At 70.4% G+C, this 20,651-nt stretch carries 15 protein-coding genes; 9 read left to right on the forward strand and 6 right to left on the reverse strand.

Annotated elements, in window-relative coordinates:
• Window positions 1-301 precede the first annotated feature (301 nt).
• A complete protein-coding gene (locus tag V5F75_RS10430) occupies window positions 302-622 on the reverse strand; it encodes a hypothetical protein (RefSeq protein WP_394036566.1) in 321 nt (106 codons plus the stop codon).
• A gap of 148 nt (window positions 623-770) precedes the next feature.
• Between V5F75_RS10430 and V5F75_RS10435 the strand changes: the two genes are divergently transcribed.
• The 5 genes from V5F75_RS10435 (at window position 771) to V5F75_RS10455 (ending at window position 8,881) form a co-directional block, all read left to right on the forward strand.
• A complete protein-coding gene (locus V5F75_RS10435) occupies window positions 771-2,546 on the forward strand; it encodes a potassium/proton antiporter (RefSeq protein WP_394036568.1) in 1,776 nt (591 codons plus the stop codon).
• 214 nt (window positions 2,547-2,760) lie between these two features.
• A complete protein-coding gene (locus V5F75_RS10440; protein ID WP_394036570.1) occupies window positions 2,761-3,051 on the forward strand; it encodes a hypothetical protein in 291 nt (96 codons plus the stop codon).
• Between the two features lie 178 nt (window positions 3,052-3,229).
• Window positions 3,230-4,411: an aminotransferase gene (locus V5F75_RS10445; RefSeq protein WP_394036572.1), complete on the forward strand. Its 1,182-nt coding sequence runs from the start codon at window positions 3,230-3,232 to the stop codon at window positions 4,409-4,411.
• A gap of 197 nt (window positions 4,412-4,608) precedes the next feature.
• Window positions 4,609-5,721, forward strand: coding sequence for an efflux RND transporter periplasmic adaptor subunit (locus tag V5F75_RS10450; RefSeq protein ID WP_394036574.1), 1,113 nt, complete (start codon window positions 4,609-4,611; stop codon window positions 5,719-5,721).
• 4 nt (window positions 5,722-5,725) lie between these two features.
• Window positions 5,726-8,881 carry an efflux RND transporter permease subunit gene (locus tag V5F75_RS10455; RefSeq protein ID WP_394036576.1) on the forward strand — a complete coding sequence of 1,052 codons (3,156 nt, stop codon included), beginning with the start codon at window positions 5,726-5,728 and terminating at the stop codon, window positions 8,879-8,881.
• A gap of 68 nt (window positions 8,882-8,949) precedes the next feature.
• On the opposite strand, the gene ppk2 is transcribed toward V5F75_RS10455, so the two are convergent.
• Complete coding sequence (gene ppk2, locus V5F75_RS10460; protein ID WP_394036578.1) at window positions 8,950-9,858, reverse strand: polyphosphate kinase 2; 909 nt, start codon at window positions 9,856-9,858, stop codon at window positions 8,950-8,952.
• Between the two features lie 100 nt (window positions 9,859-9,958).
• Complete coding sequence (locus tag V5F75_RS10465; protein WP_394036580.1) at window positions 9,959-10,444, reverse strand: hypothetical protein; 486 nt, start codon at window positions 10,442-10,444, stop codon at window positions 9,959-9,961.
• 561 nt (window positions 10,445-11,005) lie between these two features.
• On the opposite strand from V5F75_RS10465, the gene V5F75_RS10470 reads away from it, so the two are divergent.
• Window positions 11,006-11,845: a MipA/OmpV family protein gene (locus V5F75_RS10470; protein ID WP_394092746.1), complete on the forward strand. Its 840-nt coding sequence runs from the start codon at window positions 11,006-11,008 to the stop codon at window positions 11,843-11,845.
• 275 nt (window positions 11,846-12,120) lie between these two features.
• On the opposite strand, the gene V5F75_RS10475 is transcribed toward V5F75_RS10470, so the two are convergent.
• Together V5F75_RS10475 and V5F75_RS10480 are read right to left on the reverse strand one after the other, a co-directional pair.
• Window positions 12,121-12,468 carry a hypothetical protein gene (locus tag V5F75_RS10475; RefSeq protein WP_394036584.1) on the reverse strand — a complete coding sequence of 116 codons (348 nt, stop codon included), beginning with the start codon at window positions 12,466-12,468 and terminating at the stop codon, window positions 12,121-12,123.
• Window positions 12,469-12,470: 2 nt separating this feature from the next.
• Complete coding sequence (locus V5F75_RS10480) at window positions 12,471-13,316, reverse strand: AAA family ATPase (protein ID WP_394036586.1); 846 nt, start codon at window positions 13,314-13,316, stop codon at window positions 12,471-12,473.
• 433 nt (window positions 13,317-13,749) lie between these two features.
• Between V5F75_RS10480 and dksA the strand changes: the two genes are divergently transcribed.
• The gene (dksA, locus tag V5F75_RS10485; protein ID WP_394036588.1) at window positions 13,750-14,166 is read left to right on the forward strand and encodes an RNA polymerase-binding protein DksA; all 417 of its coding nucleotides are present in this window, start codon (window positions 13,750-13,752) and stop codon (window positions 14,164-14,166) included.
• Between the two features lie 150 nt (window positions 14,167-14,316).
• Here dksA and V5F75_RS10490 read toward each other — a convergent pair whose 3' ends face one another.
• On the reverse strand, window positions 14,317-16,632 hold the full coding sequence (locus V5F75_RS10490) for a flagellar biosynthetic protein FliO (protein ID WP_394036039.1): 2,316 nt from the start codon (window positions 16,630-16,632) through the stop codon (window positions 14,317-14,319).
• Window positions 16,633-16,830: 198 nt separating this feature from the next.
• On the opposite strand from V5F75_RS10490, the gene V5F75_RS10495 reads away from it, so the two are divergent.
• A complete protein-coding gene (locus tag V5F75_RS10495; protein WP_394036041.1) occupies window positions 16,831-19,821 on the forward strand; it encodes a hybrid sensor histidine kinase/response regulator in 2,991 nt (996 codons plus the stop codon).
• Window positions 19,822-19,914: 93 nt separating this feature from the next.
• Entirely contained in the window at window positions 19,915-20,625 is a 711-nt protein-coding gene (locus V5F75_RS10500) for a hypothetical protein (RefSeq protein WP_394036043.1), read from the forward strand.
• Window positions 20,626-20,651: the final 26 nt, after the last annotated feature.

Below are 20,651 nucleotides of genomic sequence, written 5' to 3' on the forward strand. Positions count from 1 at the left end.
TGGGTGGGATACCTCAGGTTGTGCCGGCCCGCCTTTCGGAGAGCGTGCTGGTCGCTGTCCGCAGGTCATTTTCCCGCTGGAATCAGGGCTGCGGCCGTTCGTCGCGCTGGGCGATTCGGCAAGGAATTTCCGTGCCTTGCGGTATAAAGATAAAGCCTCGTGACGTGACCGTTCGCGAACAGGTCTCGGCGCGACGGCGCCGGCCGCCGAAGGCCGGGTGTTGCGTCGTCGGGGGCGCGCCGGTTATGGATTCGCTTGAATTTTCAGGATTGAACTATGTTCGGGTTCATTCCGCCCGTGTTCAATGAAGCCTGAGGCCGGGTCCCCCGCCCACTGCGGCGGTTTCCACGCGGATGGTGCTGATGAGCGCGAGGTTCGCGCTGGCGTCCGTCGGCGGTTCGGAAAGGCCGTACCAGGCGATCGGCGCGACCGTCAGGCACCGGCCCTCCGCATCCAGCGGATAGACGCCAACTCCCGATGCATATTCGCTTTCCGTCTGAGCGATATCGATCGCCAGGTCCCGATCGAGGCAGATGGTTTCCGCCTGCCTCGCCCACAGGCCGTTGGCCACGATGGCGAACGGGACGACGAGATATGCGCTGACGTTGCCGAGCCACGGCATTTCCAGAATCCTTGCGAACGCGTTCGGTGTGCCCCCGGAACCGCCCAAGAATTTCCGCAACGATCCGGACCTTACGCGTCGGTGGCCGGAGGCGCTACTGTTGCAGGTGCGCATCATGAGCTGCCGGCGGCGGAGGTGACGTAGCGGAATGGGATCTGTGGTCGTCTCGAATGCCGTTCTCCTGGTTGTAGCCGCGCTGCTGGTCGCGGGCACCCTGTCGAGCCTGCTCGCCGCCCGCTTCGGCGCGCCCATCCTGCTGCTGTTCCTGCTGGTGGGCGTGCTGGCGGGGGAGGGCGGGCCCGGCGGTATCCATTTCAATGATTACTGGGCCACCTACATGGTGGGCTCGGCGGCGCTGGCGGTGATCCTGTTCGACGGCGGGCTGCGCATGCGCATGAGCGCCCTGCGCGGCGCGGTGGCGCCGGCGGTCGCCCTCGCCACGGTGGGGGTGGTGCTGACGGCGGCGCTGGTGGGGCTGGTGGCCACCCCGCTGCTGAAGCTCTCGCCCATGGAAGGCTTCCTGGTGGGCGCCATCGTGGCTTCCACCGATGCCGCCGCCGTGTTCTTCCTGATGCATGCGCAGGGCCTGCACCTGGGCCGGCGGGTGGGCTCCACCATCGAGCTGGAATCGGCCACCAACGATCCCGCCGCGGTGTTCCTCACGGTGCTGCTGGTGGAGCTGCTCTCCTCCAACCTGTCCGATCCCGGCCCCATGGTGCTGCTGGGGGTGGCACGCGAGCTGGCGGTGGGCACCGCATTCGGGGTGGCCGGGGGCGTGGTGCTGGCGGCGCTCATGAACCGGCTCGCTTTGCCGGTCGGGCTGCACCCGGTGCTGGCGGTGGCGGTGGCGGTTCTCCTGTTCGCGCTCACCTCGCTGGCCCACGGTTCGGGCTTCCTGGCGGTGTTCCTGGCCGGCTTCGTCATGGGCAACAGGCCGGTGCGCGCCATCGCGCCCATCACCAGCTTCCTCAATGCCGTGACCTGGATGTGCCAGATCGTCATGTTCGTGATGCTGGGGCTCCTGGTATCGCCGCAGAAGATCCTGGAATACGCGCTGCCGGCGCTGGGGGTGGCGGCGTTCCTCATCCTGGTGGGCCGGCCGGCGGCGGTGTTCGCATGCCTGTCGCCGTTCCGCTTCTCGCTGGACGAGAAGGCGTTCATCTCCTGGGCGGGGCTGCGCGGGGCGGTGTCGATCTTCCTCGCCACCATTCCGATGCTGGCGCACCTGCCGCACGCGGAAGTGTACTTCAACGTGGCCTTCGCTGTGGTGGCGGTGTCCCTGGTGCTGCACGGCTGGACCATGGTGCCCGCCGCCCGGCGGTTCGGGGTGGCGCTGGCCGATCCCACGCCTGCGGTGCGCCGGTTCGAGATCGACCTGCCGGGCCAGATGGACGTGGATCTGGTGGCCTACCCGGTCGCGGAGGGCGCGCCGGCCGGGACGCCCGGCGCCTTGCCCGCCTGGGCGCGGCTGGTGATGGTGGCACGCGGCGGGCAGACCCTGACGCCAGAGGCCGCGGGCCAGCTGCGCTCCGGCGACTATGCCTATGTGCTCGCCCCGCCGCAGCGGGTGCACGGGCTCGACCGCCTGTTCCGCCCCCAGGAGGCGGCGGCGATCACCGATGTCGCGGCCTTCCCCTTCGTCGGCGCGGTGCGGCTGGGAGACCTCGCGGGGCTCTACGGCCTGCCGGTGCCGCAGGAGGAGTGGGGCCTCAGCATCGCCGACGCCTTCGCCGACCGCGCCAGCGACCGGGTGGCGCCCGGCATGCGCATCGTCTACGGCCGGGCGACGATCGAGGTGCGGGACGTGGACGACGGCCGCGTCACCTGGGCGGTGCTGCGGCTGGAGGGCGGGCGGCTGCGGCGTGGCCTGCGCCGGCTGCGCCGCGTGCTCCGCCTGCCGGAGCCGGACGCGGACGACGAGTGACGCGCGCCGCGCGGGCTGGAGCATTTTCAAGCGAAGTGGTTCCCGGTTCGCGTGAAGAAAATGCGTGATCTCAATAATCTAGAGCCGTTGTCGCGAGCGGGCGCGAGCGGAGAACGCTCCAGGCGCCGGTTTGCGGTTCGGCAACCTCGGGCGGTCATCTTCCCGCCCCGCGGCGCGGGCAGAAGGGGGCCGGCGCCACGGCGGGAGCAGGGCCATGCGATTGTTCATGCGGAGGCGGGGCGAGGCGGACGGAAGCCGCGACGCGGCCCGCGCGCTCGCGGAGCGGGTGCGGGAAGCGCTTCACCTCGACGCGGAGGCGACGGTTTCCGTGTCCGAGATCTCGTGCGGCGATCCCGCCTGCGGCGGTGCCGAGACGGTGGTGCTGGTGATGCGCGCCGGCCGCCGCACCGAGGCGGCGAAGGTGCTGTGCCCCATGGCGGAGGTGACGCAGGAGGCGCTGCTGGCGGCGCTGAAGCCCCTCGCCGGGCCGGAAGGCGCGCGCTGAGCGCGCCGGTGCGGGGATGGATAGCTCTTTCGCCGTTTCATGGAATCGGGAAAACGGCTCTAGATTCCAGCGTTGACGCGTTTTCTTCACGCGAACCGGTTTCCACTTCGCTCGAAAACGCTTTAAACCGCAGGCGGCCGGCGCCGCCGGGCGCGGCCCCAATCAGACGATGCGCACCATGACCTTTTCCGCCCCGCTGCGTCCCCTCAACACCATCTATTCGGCCCTGCCCACCACCATCTTCGAGGTGATGTCGCAGCTCGCCCGCACCCATGATGCGGTGAACCTGGGCCAGGGCTTCCCGGACGACCCCGGCCCGCTCGACGTGCGCGAGAAGGCGGCCGACGCGGTGCTCAACGGCTGGAACCAGTATCCCTCCATGATGGGCCTGCCGGAGCTGCGGCAGGCGGCGGCCGCCCACTTCCGACATTGGCAGGGCCTCGATCTTAATCCCGATACGGAAGTGATGGTCACCTCCGGCGCCACCGAGGCGCTGGCCGCCGCCTTGTTCGCCCTCATCGAGCCCGGCGACGAGGTGGTGCTGTTCCAGCCGCTCTACGATGCCTACCTGCCGCTGGTGCAGCGGGCCGGCGGCATCGCCAGGCTGGTGCGCCTGGAGCCGCCCTCCTGGGCCATCACCGAGGAGAAGCTGAAGGCGGCCTTCTCCGACCGCACCAAGCTGGTGCTGCTCAACAATCCGCAGAACCCCACCGGCACCGTGCACTCCCGCGCGGAGCTGCAGCTCCTCGCGGACTTCTGCCTGCGCTTCGGCGCCTATGCCGTGTGCGACGACGTGTGGGAGCACATCGTGTTCGACGGCCTCGGGTTCGAGCCGCTGATGGCGCTCGACGGCATGCGCGAGCGCACGGTGAAAATCTCCTCCGCCGGCAAGATCTTCGGCATGACGGGCTGGAAGGTGGGCATGGTGTTCGCCGCCCCGCCGCTGATGAAAGTGGTTTCCAAGGCCCACCAGTTCCTCACCTTCACCACGCCGCCCAACCTCCAGGCGGCGGTGGCCTATGGGCTCGGCAAGGAGGACGGCTACTTCACCGCCATGCGCGCAGGCCTCCAGCGCTCGCGCGACCGGCTGACGCGAGGGCTCTCGGACCTCGGCTTCCGGGTGCTGCCGGCAAAGGGCACCTATTTCCTCACCGTGGACCTCTCCGCCCACTCCAACGCGCCCGACGACGAGGCCTTCTGCCTCGATCTGGTGAAGGCGCATGGAGTGGCTGCCATTCCGGTCTCGGCCTTCTATGCGCAGGATGCGGTGAAGAGCGTGGTGCGCTTCTGCTTCGCCAAGAGCGATGCCACCCTCGACCGGGCCCTGGAGCGGCTCGCGGGGCTGCGGCTGGGCGCCTGACCTTCGGGAATGTAGGCATTTCCTTGCGTCAGTGGCGACCATCCGCCGCGCATTCGCCTTCAAACCTGTCCAAACCGTAATTGGACCTGCCCGCCTGAGTGGCGTTGCATCGCAGCGATATCGAGGGCCGGGCGGCCGGGGACGGGATCGAGGGTGGTATGGCGAGAGACGGGCGAAGGCGCGGCGGACAGGTTTTTGTGGCTGTCGTCTGCCTCGCGGCGGCGGGGGCCGCCGCGTGGGCGTGGCAGGAAAAGCCCTGGGCGGCGAAGGCTCCGGCCGGCACCGCGGAGACGCAGCCTCGCGGCACCGCGGTGCTGGTGGCCCGCGCGGCGCGCAAGCCCATGCCGGTGCGGGTGGAGGCGCTCGGCACCGTCGAGGCCATGGTGACGGTTCCCATCCGCTCCCGCGTGGCGGGGGAGGTGGATAAGGTGGGCTTCCAGGACGGCGCCGTGGTGGCGGCCGGCGACCTGCTGTTCGTGCTCGATTCCCGTGTCATCGACGCGCAGATCAGCCAGGGCGAGGCGACCCTCGCCAAGGATCGCTCGCAGCTCGACAAGGCGCGGCGCGACGTGCAGCGGTATTCGAGCCTCGTCACCCGCAATGCGGTGTCCCAGGTGCAGGTGGAGGACGCCAAGACCACCGCCGACATGCAGCAGGCCACGGTGGCGCAGGACGAGGCCAACCTCCATTCCCTCAAGGTGCAGCGCGGCTATTACGAGATCCGCTCTCCGGTCAGCGGGCGCATCGGCGTCTCGGCGGTGCGCGCCGGCGCGGTCATCAAGGTCGACGATACCCTCGCGACCGTTCGCCAGCTGAAGCCCATCTACGTCGCCTTCGGCCTGCCCGAGCGCTACCTCACCGAGGTGCGCCGGGCCAATGACGCCCATGTGGACATCACCCTCCAGGGCTCGGGCGAGACCATCTCCGGCGGCAAGGTCGCCGTGATCGACAATACCGTGGACCCGCAGACCGGAACCATCACCGTGCGCGCCGTGTTCCCCAACGAGGACGAGCGCCTGTGGCCCGGCACCCTCGGCGCCGTAACCGTGACGCTGCGGGTGGAGGAGAATGCGGTCGCCATTCCCGGTGAGGCGGTGCAGGTGGGCCAGGACGGCGCGTTCGTGTTCGTGGTGGAGGACGGGCTCGCCCGCGTGCGGCCGGTGACTGTGGCCCGCACCGTGGATGGGGAGGCAGTGATCGCCAAGGGGCTCGACGGTACGGAGACGGTGGTCACCGACGGCCAGCTCGCCCTGCGCAACGGCAGCCGGGTGAGCGTCAAGCGGCCCGCCGCGCCGGCCACGGGGAGCTGAGGCCATGCTCGCGGAACTGTGCATCCGCCGGCCGGTCATGACCACGCTGCTGATGCTGGCGCTGGTGGTGGCCGGCCTTTTCGCCTATCGCCAGCTTCCCGTCGCCGCGCTGCCACGGGTGGATTTCCCCACCATCACCGTCAGCGCGACCCTGCCCGGCGCCAGCCCGGAGACCATGGCGACGGCGGTGGCCACGCCCATCGAGCGCCAGCTCGCCACCATCGCCGGCATCTCCTCGCTCACCTCGTCGAGCACCCAGGGCTCGACGTCCATCACCGTCCAGTTCGACCTGAACCGCGACATCGACGCCGCCGCGCTCGACGTGCAGTCCGCCCTTTCCGTGGCGCAGCGCCAGCTTCCGGACGAGATGACCACGCCGCCGAGCTTCCGTAAGGTGAATCCGGCCGATGCGCCGGTGATCCTGCTGGCCATCTCCTCGGGCACGCTGCCGCTCTCGGCCGTGAACGAATATGCGGACACGCTGATCGGCCAGCAGATCTCCCAGCTTCCCGGCGTGGCGCAGGTGCAGATCTACGGCAGCCAGAAATATGCCGTGCGCATCCGCGTGGACCCGGCGGCGGCCGCGGCGCGCAACATCTCGGCATCCGACATCCAGGGCGCGGTGCAGGCGGCCGCCTCCAACACGCCCATCGGCGTGCTCTCCGGCCCCAAGCAGACCTTCACCATCGACATGGGCACCGCCAGCGCCAGCGCGGAGCAGTTCCGCCGGCTGGTGGTGGCCTGGCGCAACGGCGCCCCGGTGCGGCTCGACGAGATCGCCCGCGTCAGCGACGGGGTGGAAAACGAACGCGTGGCGAGCTGGTTCAACGACGACCGCGCCATCATCGTCGCCGTGGTGCGCCAGCCCGATGCCAACACCGTGGCCGTGGTGGACGAGGTGAAGAACCACCTGCCGGCCTTCCGCGCGCAGCTTCCCGCCTCCGTGGACATCAATGTCCTGATGGACCGCTCCACCTCCATCCGCGAGGCGGTGGCGGATGTGCAGAAGACCCTGTTCGAGGCCATCATCCTCGTGGTGCTGGTGATCTTCCTGTTCCTGCGGAACGTGCGCGCCACCATCGTGCCCTCGCTGGCGCTGCCGCTCTCCATCATCGCCACCTTCGCGGCCATGTGGCTGTTCGGCTACTCCATCAACAACATGACGCTGCTGGCGCTCACCCTGTGCGTCGGCTTCGTGGTGGATGACGCCATCGTGGTGCTGGAGAACATCTACCGGCACATGGAGGAAGGGGTGAAGCCGTTCCGCGCCGCCATCATCGGCTCGCGGGAGATCGGCTTCACCATCATCTCCATGACCCTCTCGCTGGTGGCGGTGTTCATCCCCGTGCTGTTCATGGGCGGGGTGGTGGGGCGCATCTTCCGCGAGTTCGCGGTGACCATCTCTGTGGCCATCCTGGTCTCGGGCTTCGTCTCGCTCACGCTCACGCCCATGCTGTGCGCCCGCGTGATGAAGGCGCCCGACCACACCCGCCGGCCGAGCCTGTTCTTCCGCGTGACGGAGCGCATGTTCGACGCGTGGCTCGGCACCTACCGGGTGGCGCTGGACGCGGTGCTGCGGCACCGCTTCCTGATGCTGCTGGTGACCTTCGCCACCATCGGCCTCTCGGCCTATCTCTATGTCATCATTCCCAAGGGCTTCTTCCCGCAGGAGGACAACGGCTTCATCACCGGCACCGTGGAGGCCGCCACCGACACCTCCTTCGACGCCATGGTGGAGCGCCAGCGCCAGGTGGCGGAGGTGGTGCGCCAGGACCCGAGCGTCGCCTATCTCGTGTCCACCGCGGGCGCCACCGGATCGAGCCGCACCACCAACACCGGCCGCCTCTTCGTGGCCCTGAAGCCGCGCGACGAGCGGGCCCTTTCCGCCAACGGCGTGATCCAGGAACTGCGCAAGCGCGTGGCGCAGGTGCCGGGCGTGCGGGTGTTCTTCCAGCCGGTGCAGAACATCTCCGTGGGCGGCGTGCAGTCCAAGAGCCAGTTCCAGTTCACCCTGCAAAGCTCGGATTCGAAGACCCTCTACGAGGCCGCCCAGCGCATGGAGGCGGAAATCGGCAAGCTGCCGGGCCTGCGGGACGTGACGAGCGACCTGCAGATCACCAATCCGCAGCTCACCATCGACCTGGACAAGGACAAGGCCGCCGCCCTCGGCATCACCGAGCAGATGCTGCGCGACGCCCTCTACACCCAGTTCGGCACCCGGCAGGTGGCCACCCTCTATACCGACACCAACCAGTATTCCATCATCGCGGAGGCGCAGCCCCGCTTCCAAAAGGATGCGGCCGACCTCTCGCGCGTGTACCTGCGCACCGCTTCCGGCGCGGTGGTGCCCATCGAGACCGTGGCCGACATTCGCCGCACGGTGGGCCCGCTCCAGGTGGCCCACCAGCAGCAGCAGCCTGCCGTCACCATCTCCTTCAACCTCGCGCCCGGCACCTCCCTTGGCCAGGCGGTGGCGGAGATCGAGCAGGCGACGCGGGCGGCCGACCTGCCGGCCAGCATCATCACCGGCTTCCAGGGCACGGCGCAGGTGTTCCAGGATGCGCTCGGCAACCAGGTGCTGCTCATCCTGGCGGCGGTGCTGGTCATCTACATGGTGCTGGGCGTGCTCTACGAGAGCTTCGTCCACCCGCTCACCATCCTGTCGGGCCTGCCCTCGGCGGGCATCGGCGCGCTCATCACGCTGATGGTGGCGGGCATGGAGCTGTCGGTGATCGCCATCATCGGCATCATCATGCTGGTGGGCATCGTGAAGAAGAACGCCATCATGATGATCGACGTGGCCCTGGAGCGCCGCCGCGCCGGCCTCAGCGCCCACGACGCCATCCGCACCGCGGCCCTGCTGCGGTTCCGGCCCATCATGATGACGACGCTGGCCGCCATCTTCGGCGTGCTGCCCATCGCCCTCGGCGCGGGCGCGGGATCGGAGCTGCGCCAGCCGCTGGGCGTGGCGGTGGTGGGCGGCCTCATGGTGTCGCAGATGCTCACCCTGTTCATCACGCCGGTGGTCTATCTCTACCTCGACCGGCTCGACCAGGTGGTGCACCACGCCATCTCCGGCCGCCACGCGCAGGAGGAGGCGGCCGATGCCGCCGCCGAAGCCGCCGTTCAGGCGCACAAGCCGCGCGCGGCCGCGGAATAGGACGAGCGGGGCGGCGTCGAAGCCGCCCCCTCGATCTCAGAAGCGCTCCGGCTCAGAAGCGCTCCGGCTCAGAAGCGTTCCGGCACCGTGCGGAAGGGGCGGTCGGAGGGTTCATAGCCGTGGGGCTTGTCGCGCTTCGGCAGCTTCACCCTCTCGCGCGGAACCTCCTCGTAGGGGATCTTCGAGAGGATGTGGGAGATGACGTTGAGCCGCGTGCGCTTCTTGTCGTCGGAATGCACCACGTACCAGGGTGCCCACTCGGTGTCGGTGGCGGCGAACATCTCGTCGCGCGCGCGGGAATAATCGTACCAGCGCGAATAGGATTCGAGGTCCATGGGCGAGAGCTTCCAGACCTTGCGCGGGTCGTCGATGCGGCTCTCCATGCGGCGGGTCTGCTCGTCCTCCGAAACCTCCAGCCAGTATTTCAGCAGGATGATGCCGGCTTCCGCCATGGCCTTCTCCACCAGCGGCGTGGCCATGAGGAACTTCTTCGCCTGCTCATCCGTGCAGAAGCCCATGACCCGTTCCACCCCGGCGCGATTGTACCAGGAGCGGTCGAAGATCATGATCTCGCCCGCTGCGGGGAAGTGGGGCACGTAGCGCTGGATGAACATCTGCGACTTCTCCCGCTCGGTGGGCGGGGGCAGCGCGACCACGCGGAAGATGCGCGGGCTCACGCGCTCGAGGATGGCCTTGATGACGCCGCCCTTGCCGGCACCGTCGCGGCCCTCGAACACGATGCAGACCTTGGCGCCGGTCTGCTTCGCCCAGAGCTGCAGCTTCACCAGCTCGGCGTGCAGATCCTTCAGGTGGGACTCATACGCCTTGCGCTTCATGCGCTCCGCCGGGCCGGGCTCGGCCGGTGCGGCGGCGGCGTCCTGCGGAGCGCCGTTTCCATCGGGGAGGGCGGTGTCGTTTGCGGCCTTGGCGTCCTCGGCCTTGCCCTTGCCGTGCTTGTCCTTCCTGTCCTTGCTCATGGCGGTGCTCCTTGGCCTGTTTCGTCGTTTCGCCACGGCGTGCTCCTCCGGCGGGCGGTGCCGGCCGGAGGAGGCGTCGCTTCACGGGGGCGGGCGCCCCTCAGCCCCAGCTGAGGAAGAAGCCCACGTCGCCCGGCATGCCGTTGGGCCAGTCCACGATCATGGCCTTCAGCTTGTAGTGGCCCTGGCGCAGGTGGTCGCGCCACAGCTCGAAGGCCTGGCGCGGGCGGCCGGTGAGGGTGTCGGGCCAGCCCTCCTCGGCGTTGTTGATGGCGCGCCCCTTGTCCGTGCACAGGGTGTTGGGGAAGCGCATGACCATGATCTCGGTCTCGCCGCGCTGGGCGGCCAGCTTCATCTTGTTGATGAGGTTCTGGGCGATCCCGTGCAGCACGTCGGGGGTCAGGTCGAGGGGGGCGGAGAGGGTCTTCACCAGCTCGGCCCGCGCCTTCTCCTCCCTGTCCATGGCGGCGAGCTCCTTGCTGAGCTTCGCCTGCTCCAGCTCCTGCATGTAGTGCCGCAGGTCGTCTGCCGACATGAAGCTCTCGTCGCCCAGGGTGGCATGCTGCTCGGTGGCTGCTCCGGTCATGACAAAGTCCTTCTGACGCGAGGTGGGAAACACGCTGCGGGACCATCCTGCAGCGGCGGCGGGACGGCGGCTTTACGGCATGTCAACCATGAATGGCGAAAGCACCGCCGCGCCATGCCGGTGGGGCATGTATAGAAGGTTCGAGAATACCTCGATTTTCATCGTTTCGGGCCGCATGGCCAGGCGAAGCCGCGGAATCGTCCAGTCATGGCGCGTCTTTCCCTCCCTTGGCGTGTCGTTCTTCCCGCTCCATGGAAGCTGTTTCGCCGCCGGCGGGGGATTGTACTTCCGGAAAACTCGGGCGGGGAAGAGCGTCGCGCGGGTTTGCCGCGTGAAGGGGATGCCGGGCCGCTCCCCTTGTCCGCGCGGGGGTGGTGTCGGAATGAGGACGGGCCCGCAGTGTCATTTTTGCAACCAACGATGAACTCTGTCCGGCTAGATTTTCAGCTTCGCAGCCATGCGCGATGCCTCGGGCTGATTCGAGGCGCGCCGGGCGCGGGCCGCCGGCCGGGGTCTCCTCCTGGCGGAGGCACAGGTCGGCGTGTCCATTCGAGGTGTTCCATGGCGGTGTTCGGGCGGGGTCTCATCACGGCGTGTCTCGCGCTCTGCGCCACCGGAAGCGCCATGGCGGGGGATCTCGCGTCGTCGCCGTCCGCCGCGCCGCGGGCCACCATCGAGGACTGGTACCTCACCATCGGCCTCTCTGGCCGCCTGGAGCCGGACTATCCCGGTTCGGGCAGCTACACCGTGCGCCCCGGCGCCATCTTCTCCATCGCCAAGGCGAGCCAGCTCAACGTCTTCCGCAGCGTCGACGACAATCCCTCCATCGCCTTCCTCGATACTGGGACCTTCCGCGCCGGCGCCGTGGGCCGGCTCGACTGGGGGCGGGACGAGGACGCCTCCGACCGCCTGACCGGCATGGGCGACATCGGCATGGGCGTGGAGGCCGGCGGCTTCGCCGAGTGGTATGCCCTCGACTGGCTGCGCCTGCGCGCGGAGCTGCGCTACGGCATGGGCAGCTTCTCTGGCTTCGCCGGCGATCTCGCGGCCGACGTCATCTACACCATGGACCGCTGGCGCTTCGCGGTGGGCCCGCGCCTCTCCTATGCCGGCTCCGGCTATATGGAGACCTATTTCGGCATCACGCCGCTGCAGTCGCTCACCGCCACCGCCATGGGCAATCCGCTGCCGGTGTACCAGGCGGGCGGCGGCTTCGACCTCGTGGGCGTGACCGGCCAGCTCACCTACAATTTCCGCAACGGCTTCGAGGCCGGCGTTTACGGCGGCTACGGCTACCTGCTCGGCGATGCGGGAGATTCCCCGCTCACCAGCGACCGCAACCAGTTCCGGACCGGCGTTTCGCTGAGCTACACCTTCAACATCGGCAAGGCCTGGTGGTGAGCCGCGCGGCCGCGCCGCGCGCCTGAGGGGGCGCTTCCGTCCGCTGTCCCGCCTCCGCCGGAGCTTCGGGTGACCTGGCCGCGCGTTTTCCCGTCAAAGGGGAGGCGGGGCCTGGGGCTCGGTTCACTGACGGCCGAGTGAGATTGCTTCAGGTGCCACGCCTCTTTTCGGCGCCCGAGCGCGTGGTCGCCGGCCCTCCGCCCTCCTGTGAAGGCCGGTGAGCAGCGTTTTTCCGCGCGGATGGCCCGTTCGCGGGGGCGGCGGTTCGGCAGGCGCTACCCCTGCCGCCCGCCGTGGCCGCCTCCGTCGCGATCCGGCGCATTGTCGCCGCCCTTCTCCTCTCCGGAGCCCGACCGGTGGCTGGCGCCATAGCCGATGATGAGGGCGCCGCCGGCCGCGGCCGCCGCGGCGCCGGCCGTGCTGCTTCCGGAGGATTCGGCCGTGGGGCCCGGAGCTTCCGATTCGGTGTCGCGGGCGAGGCCGAAGTCGGCCGCGGGCTCGGATACCTCGGTGCTCGGCGCGCGCCGCGGCGCCTCGGGCCCGCGGCGGCGGCGCACCAGGGCGAAGAACAGGGCGATGGGCACCAGCGCCACCAGCAGCGGCAGGATGATGGAGACGTCCACCTTCAGCGCCCCTCGCGGCGGGCGAGGAAGGCGAGGCGCTCGAACAGGTGCACGTCCTGCTCGTTCTTCAAAAGCGCGCCGTGGAGCGGTGGGATGGCCTTGCGCAGGTCCTGCGCGCGCAGGGTGTCGGCGTCCACGTCCTCGGCCATGAGCAGCTTCAGCCAGTCGATGAGCTCGGAGGTGGAGGGCTTCTTCTTCAGGCCGGGCACCTCGCGCAGCTCGTAGAAGAGGCGCAGCGCCTCGCTCACCAGCCGCTGCTTGATGCCGGGGAAGTGCACCTCCACGATGGCGCGCATGGTCTCGGCGTCGGGGAAGCGGATGTAGTGGAAGAAGCAGCGGCGCAGGAAGGCGTCGGGCAGCTCCTTCTCGTTGTTGGATGTGATGATGACCACCGGGCGCCGGCGTGCCTTTACCTGTTCGCCCGTCTCGTAGACGTGGAACTCCATGCGGTCGAGTTCCTGCAGCAGGTCGTTGGGGAACTCGATGTCGGCCTTGTCCACCTCGTCGATGAGCAGCACCGGGCGCTCATCGGCCGCGAAGGCGCTCCAGAGCTTGCCCTTGCGGATGTAGTTGGCGATGTCGTGCACCTTGGGGTCGCCGAGCTGGCTGTCGCGCAGGCGGGCGACGGCGTCATACTCGTAGAGGCCCTGCTGGGCCTTGGTGGTGCTCTTCACGTGCCACTCGATGAGCTGCGCGCCCAGGGCCTGGGCCACTTCCTGGGCCAGCACGGTCTTGCCGGTACCGGGCTCGCCCTTCACCAGCAGCGGACGCTCCAGGACGATGGCGGCGTTGACCGCGACCTTGAGGTCGTCGGTGGCGACATAGCTGTCGGTGCCCTCGAAACGCATGGACGCTCTCTTCCTCGTTGGGCCGGCGGGCCTTCCCTGTCTCCGCGCGCGGCCTTGCGTCGCGGGGACGCGGCGGTCGCGCGCGCATCCGGTGGTTGCGGCGGCATCGCACGGGCGCCGGCCGTGGGCGGAGGCCCCGCGGCCGCTGCTGCGCTGCGGCAGGGTCGGCAGGGGCGGGGCCTTCGTCAAGCCCCGTCGCGATGTGCGCCCGATCGGGGCCGCTGGCAATGACAGTTGTCGTGGGCGGACGGCGTCGATATAAGCGCGGCGACCTTGGAGCGTCATTCCTGCCGGGAAAGGTCGCCTCGCCGCGCTCGATGGTGGGACGCCGCTCCAGTTCGTCGACGGGGCAGGCTTCGCCGCATCCGCCGGAGGCCGGGCGGGCGGATCCTGTGCCGCGGGGATCAACGACGCTTTTTTGAGGACACGGCTGATGTCGATCCAACTCGACGAGGACTATCGGCCCCGCGAGGACGAGGCCTTCATGAACGACAGGCAGCGGGAGTATTTCCGGCTGAAGCTGTTGCGATGGAAGGACGATATCCTGCGGGAAGCGCGTGAAACCCTGCAGCACCTTCAGGACGAGAACCAGAACCACCCCGACCTCGCCGACCGGGCGTCGTCGGAGACCGACCGCTCCATCGAGCTGCGGGCCCGCGACCGCCAGCGCAAGCTGATCTCCAAGATCGACGCCGCCCTCCAGCGGATCGAGGACGGGAGCTACGGCTATTGCGAGGATACGGGCGAGCCCATCTCGCTCAAGCGGCTGGAAGCGCGTCCCATCGCCACCCTTTCGGTGGAGGCGCAGGAGCGGCACGAGCGTCGCGAGCGGGTGTATCGCGACGATTGAGGCCCGGTTCCGCGGGCGCCGCGCGGCCCAGTCCGCCAAGCCCGTGGTGCGGACAAATGAAAAAGCCGGCCCCGAGACATCGGGGCCGGCTTTTTCATTCCGCTCTTTCCGGGGCGGGGAGGGGGCCTTGGCCCGCTCCCCCGGAGCCGGTCATCGCGACGAGGGCGTGCGTCCCAGCAGGGTCGCCATCTCCGCGTCGAACTCGTCCAGGAAGCCGGCATCGTCGTCCGCCGCCTTCTTTTCCTCGGCCGTCGCGGCCTGGGGCTTGGTGACGGTCGCGTCAGGCACCATCCTGGGCAGGACATCCGCGAGCGGTCCCACCTCGGCGGGGCGGGCGGAGAGCACGGGCTCGCGCACCACGCGGACGGGTTCGGCGGAGCGGCTCGGCAGGGCGGTGACCTCGGGGGCCTTGCGCGCCGGCTCCTCCGGATGATCCGCCCGCCGGGTGGCGCGCAGCCAGCCATCGGAGAACAGCTCCCGCGCCTTGGTGCGGGCTGGCGTCTCTGCCGGTGCGGTCGCCGGTGCTGCCGTCTCGTCCGAAAGGAAACGCGCGTAGTCGGCCGAGGCGGCACCGGCGCGGGCCTTGGGCTCCACGCGCGGCGTGGTGGCCTCGGCCGGGCGCGGCGCCGCCACGATGCGGGGCCGTTCGGCCGGCGCGGCAACGGGCGCGTTCACTTCGGCGGCGGCGCCCTCGATGTCCTCCAGGAGATCGGAAAGGGAGAGGCGCAGGCTGTCGTCCTGCGGGCGGGCGAGCGCCGCATCGAGGCGCTGCGCCATTTCCCGCAGCTGCGGCTCCACAGCCGCGTGGGGGCGCACCTCGGGTGCGGCATCCAGGCGGGCAGCGGGCCGGAGCGCGGGGTGGGACGGTGCCTCCACCGCGGGAGCGACGGCGGGCGCCGCGCGGTCCTGCAGAGACACTTCCAGCGCCTCGGCCATCTCCGCCGCGATCTGATCGGCGAGCGCGTTCTCCGCCGCCCTCTCGGCGGCGGCCTTTTCGGCAGCGGCCCTCTCGGCAGCGGCCTTTTCGGCAGCGGCCCTCTCGGCAGCGGCTTTCTCTGCGGCAGCCTTCTCGGCAGCGGCCCTCTCTGCGGCAGCCTTCTCGGCAGCGGCCCTCTCTGCGGCAGCCTTCTCGGCAGCGGCCCTCTCTGCGGCAGCCTTCTCGGCAGCGGCCTTCTCTGCGGCAGCCTTCTCGGCAGCGGCCTTCTCAGCAGCAGCCCTCTCGGCAGCGGCCTTCTCAGCGGCAGCCTTCTCGGCAGCGGCCTTCTCAGCGGCAGCCTTCTCGGCAGCGGCCTTCTCAGCGGCAGCCCTCTCGGTAGCGGCCTTCTCAGTGGCGGCCCTCTCGACGGCAGCCTTCTCAGCGGCGGCCCTCTCAGCGGCAGCCCTCTCTGCGGCAACCTTGCGGGCGGTGGTCTTCTCGTCCTCGCTCACATCCGGTGCGGCACCATTGAACGGCTCTTCCGCTGTCTCCCTGCCCTTCACCGCCGGTCTTCCGGTACCGAGCAGAAGGGCGAGGCCGCGCTTGGCCGCATCCTCGGACAGGCGGGGCTGGACGACAGGGGGCGCGGGCTCCGCTTCCCCGGAGACCAGCCGGTCGGCCTCCTGCAGCAAGGCTGCGACCCTGCGGTCGATCCGCTTGATGGTCTCGGCGGCTTCGCGCTTCTGGTCATCGGGCAGGGCGGGCAGGCGCTGGCGCAGGGCTGCGGCCTGTGATTTGCGCCGATCGGCGGCGAGACGCAGCTCGTCGGCGCGCTCCTGTGGCGTCTTGTCGGCGGCAGGAGCCGGGGCGGGTTCGGCGGCGGGCCGGGGCTCCGGCGCAGGGGCACGCGCGATCACCCGCTGCGGCGGGCGTCCGGCGGCATATTCTTCCTCTGCCGCCCCTTCGGTATCGGCGGGCTCGGACGGCCGCTCCACGGCCGCGGGCTCCACCGGCGCCGGGCGGCGCTGGATTTCGGGCATGCGGGGCGGCATGCGCGGCTCCGCTGCCGGAGCCGTGAGCGCGGCCGCCGGCGCGGCGGCGGCCAGGGCCTCGGTTTGCGGCGCGGGCGGAAGCTGTGCCTTTTCGCGGGCCGCGTCCGGCCGGGGCGCGGCGAGCGGCGCCTTCGCGGCGGAGGGGACGGAGCGCTGCGCCTCGCGCTCGATGGGGGTGGCGGGGCGCGCCGGGGCGGCGGCGCGGCCGCCGTTGATGTTCTGCTCCACCACCACGTCATTGGTGCCGCCGGTGAGCAGCAGGTGCTCCACATCGTCGCGGCGCACCAGCACGAGCCGGCGGCGCGGATCGAGGGAGATCGCGTCGACGATGGAGAGGCGGGGGCCGGTGCGTCCGCGTCCGGCGGCTCGTCCCGGCATGCCGGCGCCAAGCCTGCGCATCACGAAGACGGTGATGCCGAGCAAGGCGGCGATCACGACCAGCGAGACCGCGAGGCGAACCGAAAAATCGAGCTCCGCGCCAAACAACTGCTGTAACATCACGCCTCCGTCGCGCAGCCTTCGGGGTTTCGAGTCATAGCGGGCGGATGACTCTGCGTCTGCATGTTAAGGCTCACCACTTAAGCATTTGTTGATAATCATGGCAGGATTTCAGTCGGTGACGAATCTGCGCGTATGCATGGGGCTCTGCGCGCGGAGCGGCCCGGCGCCTCGGCGCGGAAGAAAAAAGGGTGTGCGATGAGCAAGACGAATGCGGCGGGGCACGCACCCCGGTCGACCACCCGGGCGCCTCTCGGCGGCCAGGCGCTGCGTGCCGTGGCCATGGCAGGCGTCGCCCTCCTGGCCTCGGTCGCGGTGGCGGTGGTGGCCTATACGGGCGCGGCCGGTCCCTTCCTGTCGGGTCTGATCGGCGGCTTCGCCGTGTTCGGCGCGCTCTGGGCGCTCTCCCGGCTGTGGAAGGGGCTCAACGGCACGGCCGAGACGCGTGAGGCGGCGAAGCCGGCGGTCATCGCCGATTCCGCCGATGCCATGGCCGTGGTGGAGGATGGCGACCGGGTGGTGGAGGCCAATGCCGCCTATCGCGCCATGTGCCGCAACGAACGCGGGGAGCCCCCGAGCCCCGAGCGTTTCCTCTCGCGGGTGCCCGGCACCCAGGCCGCCATGTCCGAGCTGCTCAATGCGGTGGCGGACGGCACGGCCTTCACCCGGCGCATCAGCTTTGATTCCGGAAGCGGCGGGCGGCAGATCGAGATTTCCGTGCAGCCCCTCGACAGCCGGCGCCGGGTGCTGTGGAGCCTTCGCGTCATAGAGGCGCAGGAGGCGGCCAGCCCCGCCGCCGCGCCGGCCGCCCCGGTCGCTGCCGCATCCGCCGGCGCACCCCAGGCCGCTCCTGCGGCGACGGCATCTGCCGCCGCGTCTCAGGCCACTGCCACTGCCGCTGCTCCTGCATCTGCCGCCGCTTCGGCGTCCGCCGCATCCCGGGCTGCGCCCGCCACACCGGCTTCAGCGCCCGTCGCCGCAGCCGCGGCACCGGCACCCAATACCGCTTCAGCGGCATCTTCTGGTGCGGCGCGCGGGCCGGAGGCTGTCGCCGCACCCGTGGCGGCCGCGCCTGCTGCGGCGTCGTCCGCATCGGCCGCGCACGCTGCGACGACGATCAACAGGGGTCCTGAGCCTTCCGTTGTGAAGCCTTCGCCGCAGGCCGCCGGGGCGGCGCCTGCCGTCGTGCCGCCCGCGGCCGCCAAGGCGGCAGCCGCACGCCCGGCGGAAGCGGTCGTGGAGGCTGCGCCGCCCGCCGCGCTCGACGAGGAAACCGCCGCCGCCCTGCTGGAGGCGTGGGAGCGCGCGCCGGCCGGTGTCGCCCGCTTCGGCCGCGAGAAAGTGGGGCTGGCCAACGCCAGCCTGTGCCGCCTGCTCGGCTACAGCCTGGCCGAATGGCCGGTGGAAGGCATGGCGCTCCAGGAGGTGGTGGCGCCCGCCCATCTCTCCTATCTGCGGGGCGCGCTCGGCGCCGGGCGCGGCCCGGCCAGCCTGGAGCTGGACCTGACCCGCAAGGACGGGCGCCCTCTCGCCGTGTTCATGCGCCTCGGGGTGTGCGATGCCGCCGGCGAGGCCACGGCGATCATCCTGCCGCGTTCGGTGCTGTCGGCTTCCGGCGCGGCTCCGGCGGCGCCGTCCGCCCAGCCCATTCCGGCGGCTGCCCCGGCGCGGGCGGCGGGGGACGTGGACCGCTTCTTCCTGCGGGCGCCGGTCGCGCTCGCGCTGCTGGATGCCCAGGGCCGCATTCGCGCCGCGAACGCCGCCTTCGCGCGCCTGTTCGGGCCCGATGCCGCGGCGGCCGGCAAGCCCCTGCGCGCGGTGATCGCCGAGCGCGACGCCCCGGCGGTGGATGCCTTCCTGGGCGAGGCGCGCTCCGGCGCCCAGCCGACCGGCTCGTGCGATGTCTCGGCCACCGGGGCCGGCGGTCGCTCGGCCCGGCTCTATGCGGCGCCCCTGGGCGTGGCGGCCGGGCCGGGGGACGACATCGCCCTGTGCGCCATCGACACCTCCGAGCAGAAGGCCCTGGAGGCGCAGTTCGCGCAATCCCAGCGGCTGCAGGCGGTGGGGCACCTTGCCGGCGGCGTCGCGCACGACTTCAACAACGTGCTCACCGCCATCATCGGCTATTGCGACCTGCTGCTGGCCAAGCACCGGCCGAGCGACCCGTCCTTCCCGGACATCATGCAGATCAAGCAGAACGCCAACCGTGCGGCGGCCCTGGTGCGCCAGCTGCTCGCCTTCTCGCGGCGGCAGACCCTGCGCCCCCAGGCGGTGGAGCTCACGGACGTGATCTCCGACGTGTCCGAGCTGCTGCGGCGCCTCATCGGCGAGCGCATCACGCTGGAGGTGCTGCACGCGCGCGACCTGTGGCCGGTGAAGGTGGACGTGAACCAGTTCGAGCAGGTCATCGTCAACCTGGTGGTGAACGCGCGCGACGCCATGCCCGACGGCGGCACGCTGACCGTGCGCACCGCCAACGTGCCGGCCGGCGCCTGCGCCGCCTACGGCGCCGGCAACCTCACCCCCGCCGATTATGTGGTGGTGGAGGTGGAGGACACGGGCACCGGCATTCCGCCGGACATCATCGACAAGATCTTCGAGCCCTTCTTCTCCACCAAGGAAGTGGGCAAGGGCACCGGGCTCGGCCTCTCCACGGTCTATGGCATCGTGCAGCAGACGGGCGGCACCATCCTGGCCGCGAGCGAGCCGGGCAAGGGCAGCGTGTTCCGGGTGTTCCTGCCGCGCTACGTGCCCTCGGAGGAGGCCGAGCCCCAGCGCCCGGCTGAGCCTGAGGTGAAGATGGGCGATTCCACCGGGCAGGGGCGCATCCTGCTGGTGGAGGACGAGGACGCCGTGCGCGCCTTCGCCAGCCGCGCCCTCTCCGCGCGCGGCTACGAGGTGCTCACCGCCGCCAGCGGCGTGGAGGCGCTGGAGCTGCTCGCCAAGGGCGGCCAGCCGGTGGATCTCGTCATCTCCGACGTGGTGATGCCCGAGATGGACGGGCCGAGCCTGCTCAAGGAGCTGCGGGCGCGTGATCCGGCCATGAAGGTGATCTTCATCTCCGGCTACGCGGAGGAGGCCTTCGCCCGCAACCTGCCGCCGTCCGAGCACTTCGCCTTCCTGCCGAAGCCGTTCTCGCTGAAGCAGCTGGTGGCGGCCGTGAACACCGCCATGCGCGGCGGGGAATAGTCTGCGCCGCCGGGTGGGCCACCCTCCTTCCAGCCATGGTGCGGAGGAGGGGGCCCGCTTTTCCGCGCCCAACGGGAAGGAAACGGCCCCGCCATGCTCTCGCCCGCCTCGCGCGCGGCCCTCGCCGCCGCGCTCCTCGCCGCATCCGCCTTCGGTGTCATGATTCCATCTGCGCGCGCCTTCGAGCCGTCGCCCGGCCCCGCCTGGCCCGACAGCATCCCCGCGCGGCTCGCGGCCCTCGCGCTGCTGGAGAGCCTGAACGCGGATCTCCTGAGCCATCCCAGCGCGACGCTGACGCTGGACCGCTGGTGCGCGACGCACCGGCTGGCGCCCGAGGGCACCAGGATCGTGGCCGAGCGCGTTCCGGGGGCGGAAAAGCCGGCCGACGATGCCGTGCGGCAGGCGCTGCGGGCCGGGCCGCAGGAGCGGATCGCCTACCGGCGCGTGCGGCTGCGCTGCGGCGAGAAGGTGCTCTCGGAAGCCGACAACTGGTACCTCCCCGCGCTGCTGACACCGGAGATGAACCACCGGCTCGAAACCACCGATACCGCCTTCGGGCGGGTGGTGCAGCCCCTCGATTTTCGTCGTCGGACCCTGTCCGCCACGCTGCTGTGGCGTCCGTTGCCCGAGGGCTGGGAGATGGGCGCCGCCGTGCCGTCGGCTGCGGGCGCGCGGCTCGATCCGCCCGCCCACGTGCTGGAGCATCGCGCCGTGCTGACCTTGCCGGATGGCACGCCCTTCAGCGCGCTGGTGGAGAGCTACACCCGTGGCGTGCTCGACTTTCCCTGGCCGGTGCTGCCCTAAGGGCAGAAAGCCGCGGCGCGGCTTCC

The sequence above is a fragment of the Xanthobacter albus genome, assembly GCF_043194895.2.
Lineage (GTDB): Bacteria > Pseudomonadota > Alphaproteobacteria > Rhizobiales > Xanthobacteraceae > Xanthobacter.

Excerpts from the sequence above, each read along its gene's own strand:
- V5F75_RS10495 (WP_394036041.1), top strand. The coding sequence starts at position 16,831 with ATGAGCAAGACGAATGCGGCGGGGCACGCACCCCGGTCGACCACCCGG.
- V5F75_RS10440 (WP_394036570.1), top strand. The coding sequence starts at position 2,761 with ATGCGATTGTTCATGCGGAGGCGGGGCGAGGCGGACGGAAGCCGCGAC.
- V5F75_RS10435 (WP_394036568.1), top strand. The coding sequence starts at position 771 with ATGGGATCTGTGGTCGTCTCGAATGCCGTTCTCCTGGTTGTAGCCGCG.
- V5F75_RS10470 (WP_394092746.1), top strand. The coding sequence starts at position 11,006 with ATGGCGGTGTTCGGGCGGGGTCTCATCACGGCGTGTCTCGCGCTCTGC.
- ppk2 (WP_394036578.1), bottom strand. The coding sequence starts at position 9,858 with ATGAGCAAGGACAGGAAGGACAAGCACGGCAAGGGCAAGGCCGAGGAC.
- V5F75_RS10455 (WP_394036576.1), top strand. The coding sequence starts at position 5,726 with ATGCTCGCGGAACTGTGCATCCGCCGGCCGGTCATGACCACGCTGCTG.
- V5F75_RS10430 (WP_394036566.1), bottom strand. The coding sequence starts at position 622 with ATGCCGTGGCTCGGCAACGTCAGCGCATATCTCGTCGTCCCGTTCGCC.
- dksA (WP_394036588.1), top strand. The coding sequence starts at position 13,750 with ATGTCGATCCAACTCGACGAGGACTATCGGCCCCGCGAGGACGAGGCC.
- V5F75_RS10490 (WP_394036039.1), bottom strand. The coding sequence starts at position 16,632 with ATGTTACAGCAGTTGTTTGGCGCGGAGCTCGATTTTTCGGTTCGCCTC.
- V5F75_RS10445 (WP_394036572.1), top strand. The coding sequence starts at position 3,230 with ATGACCTTTTCCGCCCCGCTGCGTCCCCTCAACACCATCTATTCGGCC.
- V5F75_RS10465 (WP_394036580.1), bottom strand. The coding sequence starts at position 10,444 with ATGACCGGAGCAGCCACCGAGCAGCATGCCACCCTGGGCGACGAGAGC.
- V5F75_RS10480 (WP_394036586.1), bottom strand. The coding sequence starts at position 13,316 with ATGCGTTTCGAGGGCACCGACAGCTATGTCGCCACCGACGACCTCAAG.
- V5F75_RS10500 (WP_394036043.1), top strand. The coding sequence starts at position 19,915 with ATGCTCTCGCCCGCCTCGCGCGCGGCCCTCGCCGCCGCGCTCCTCGCC.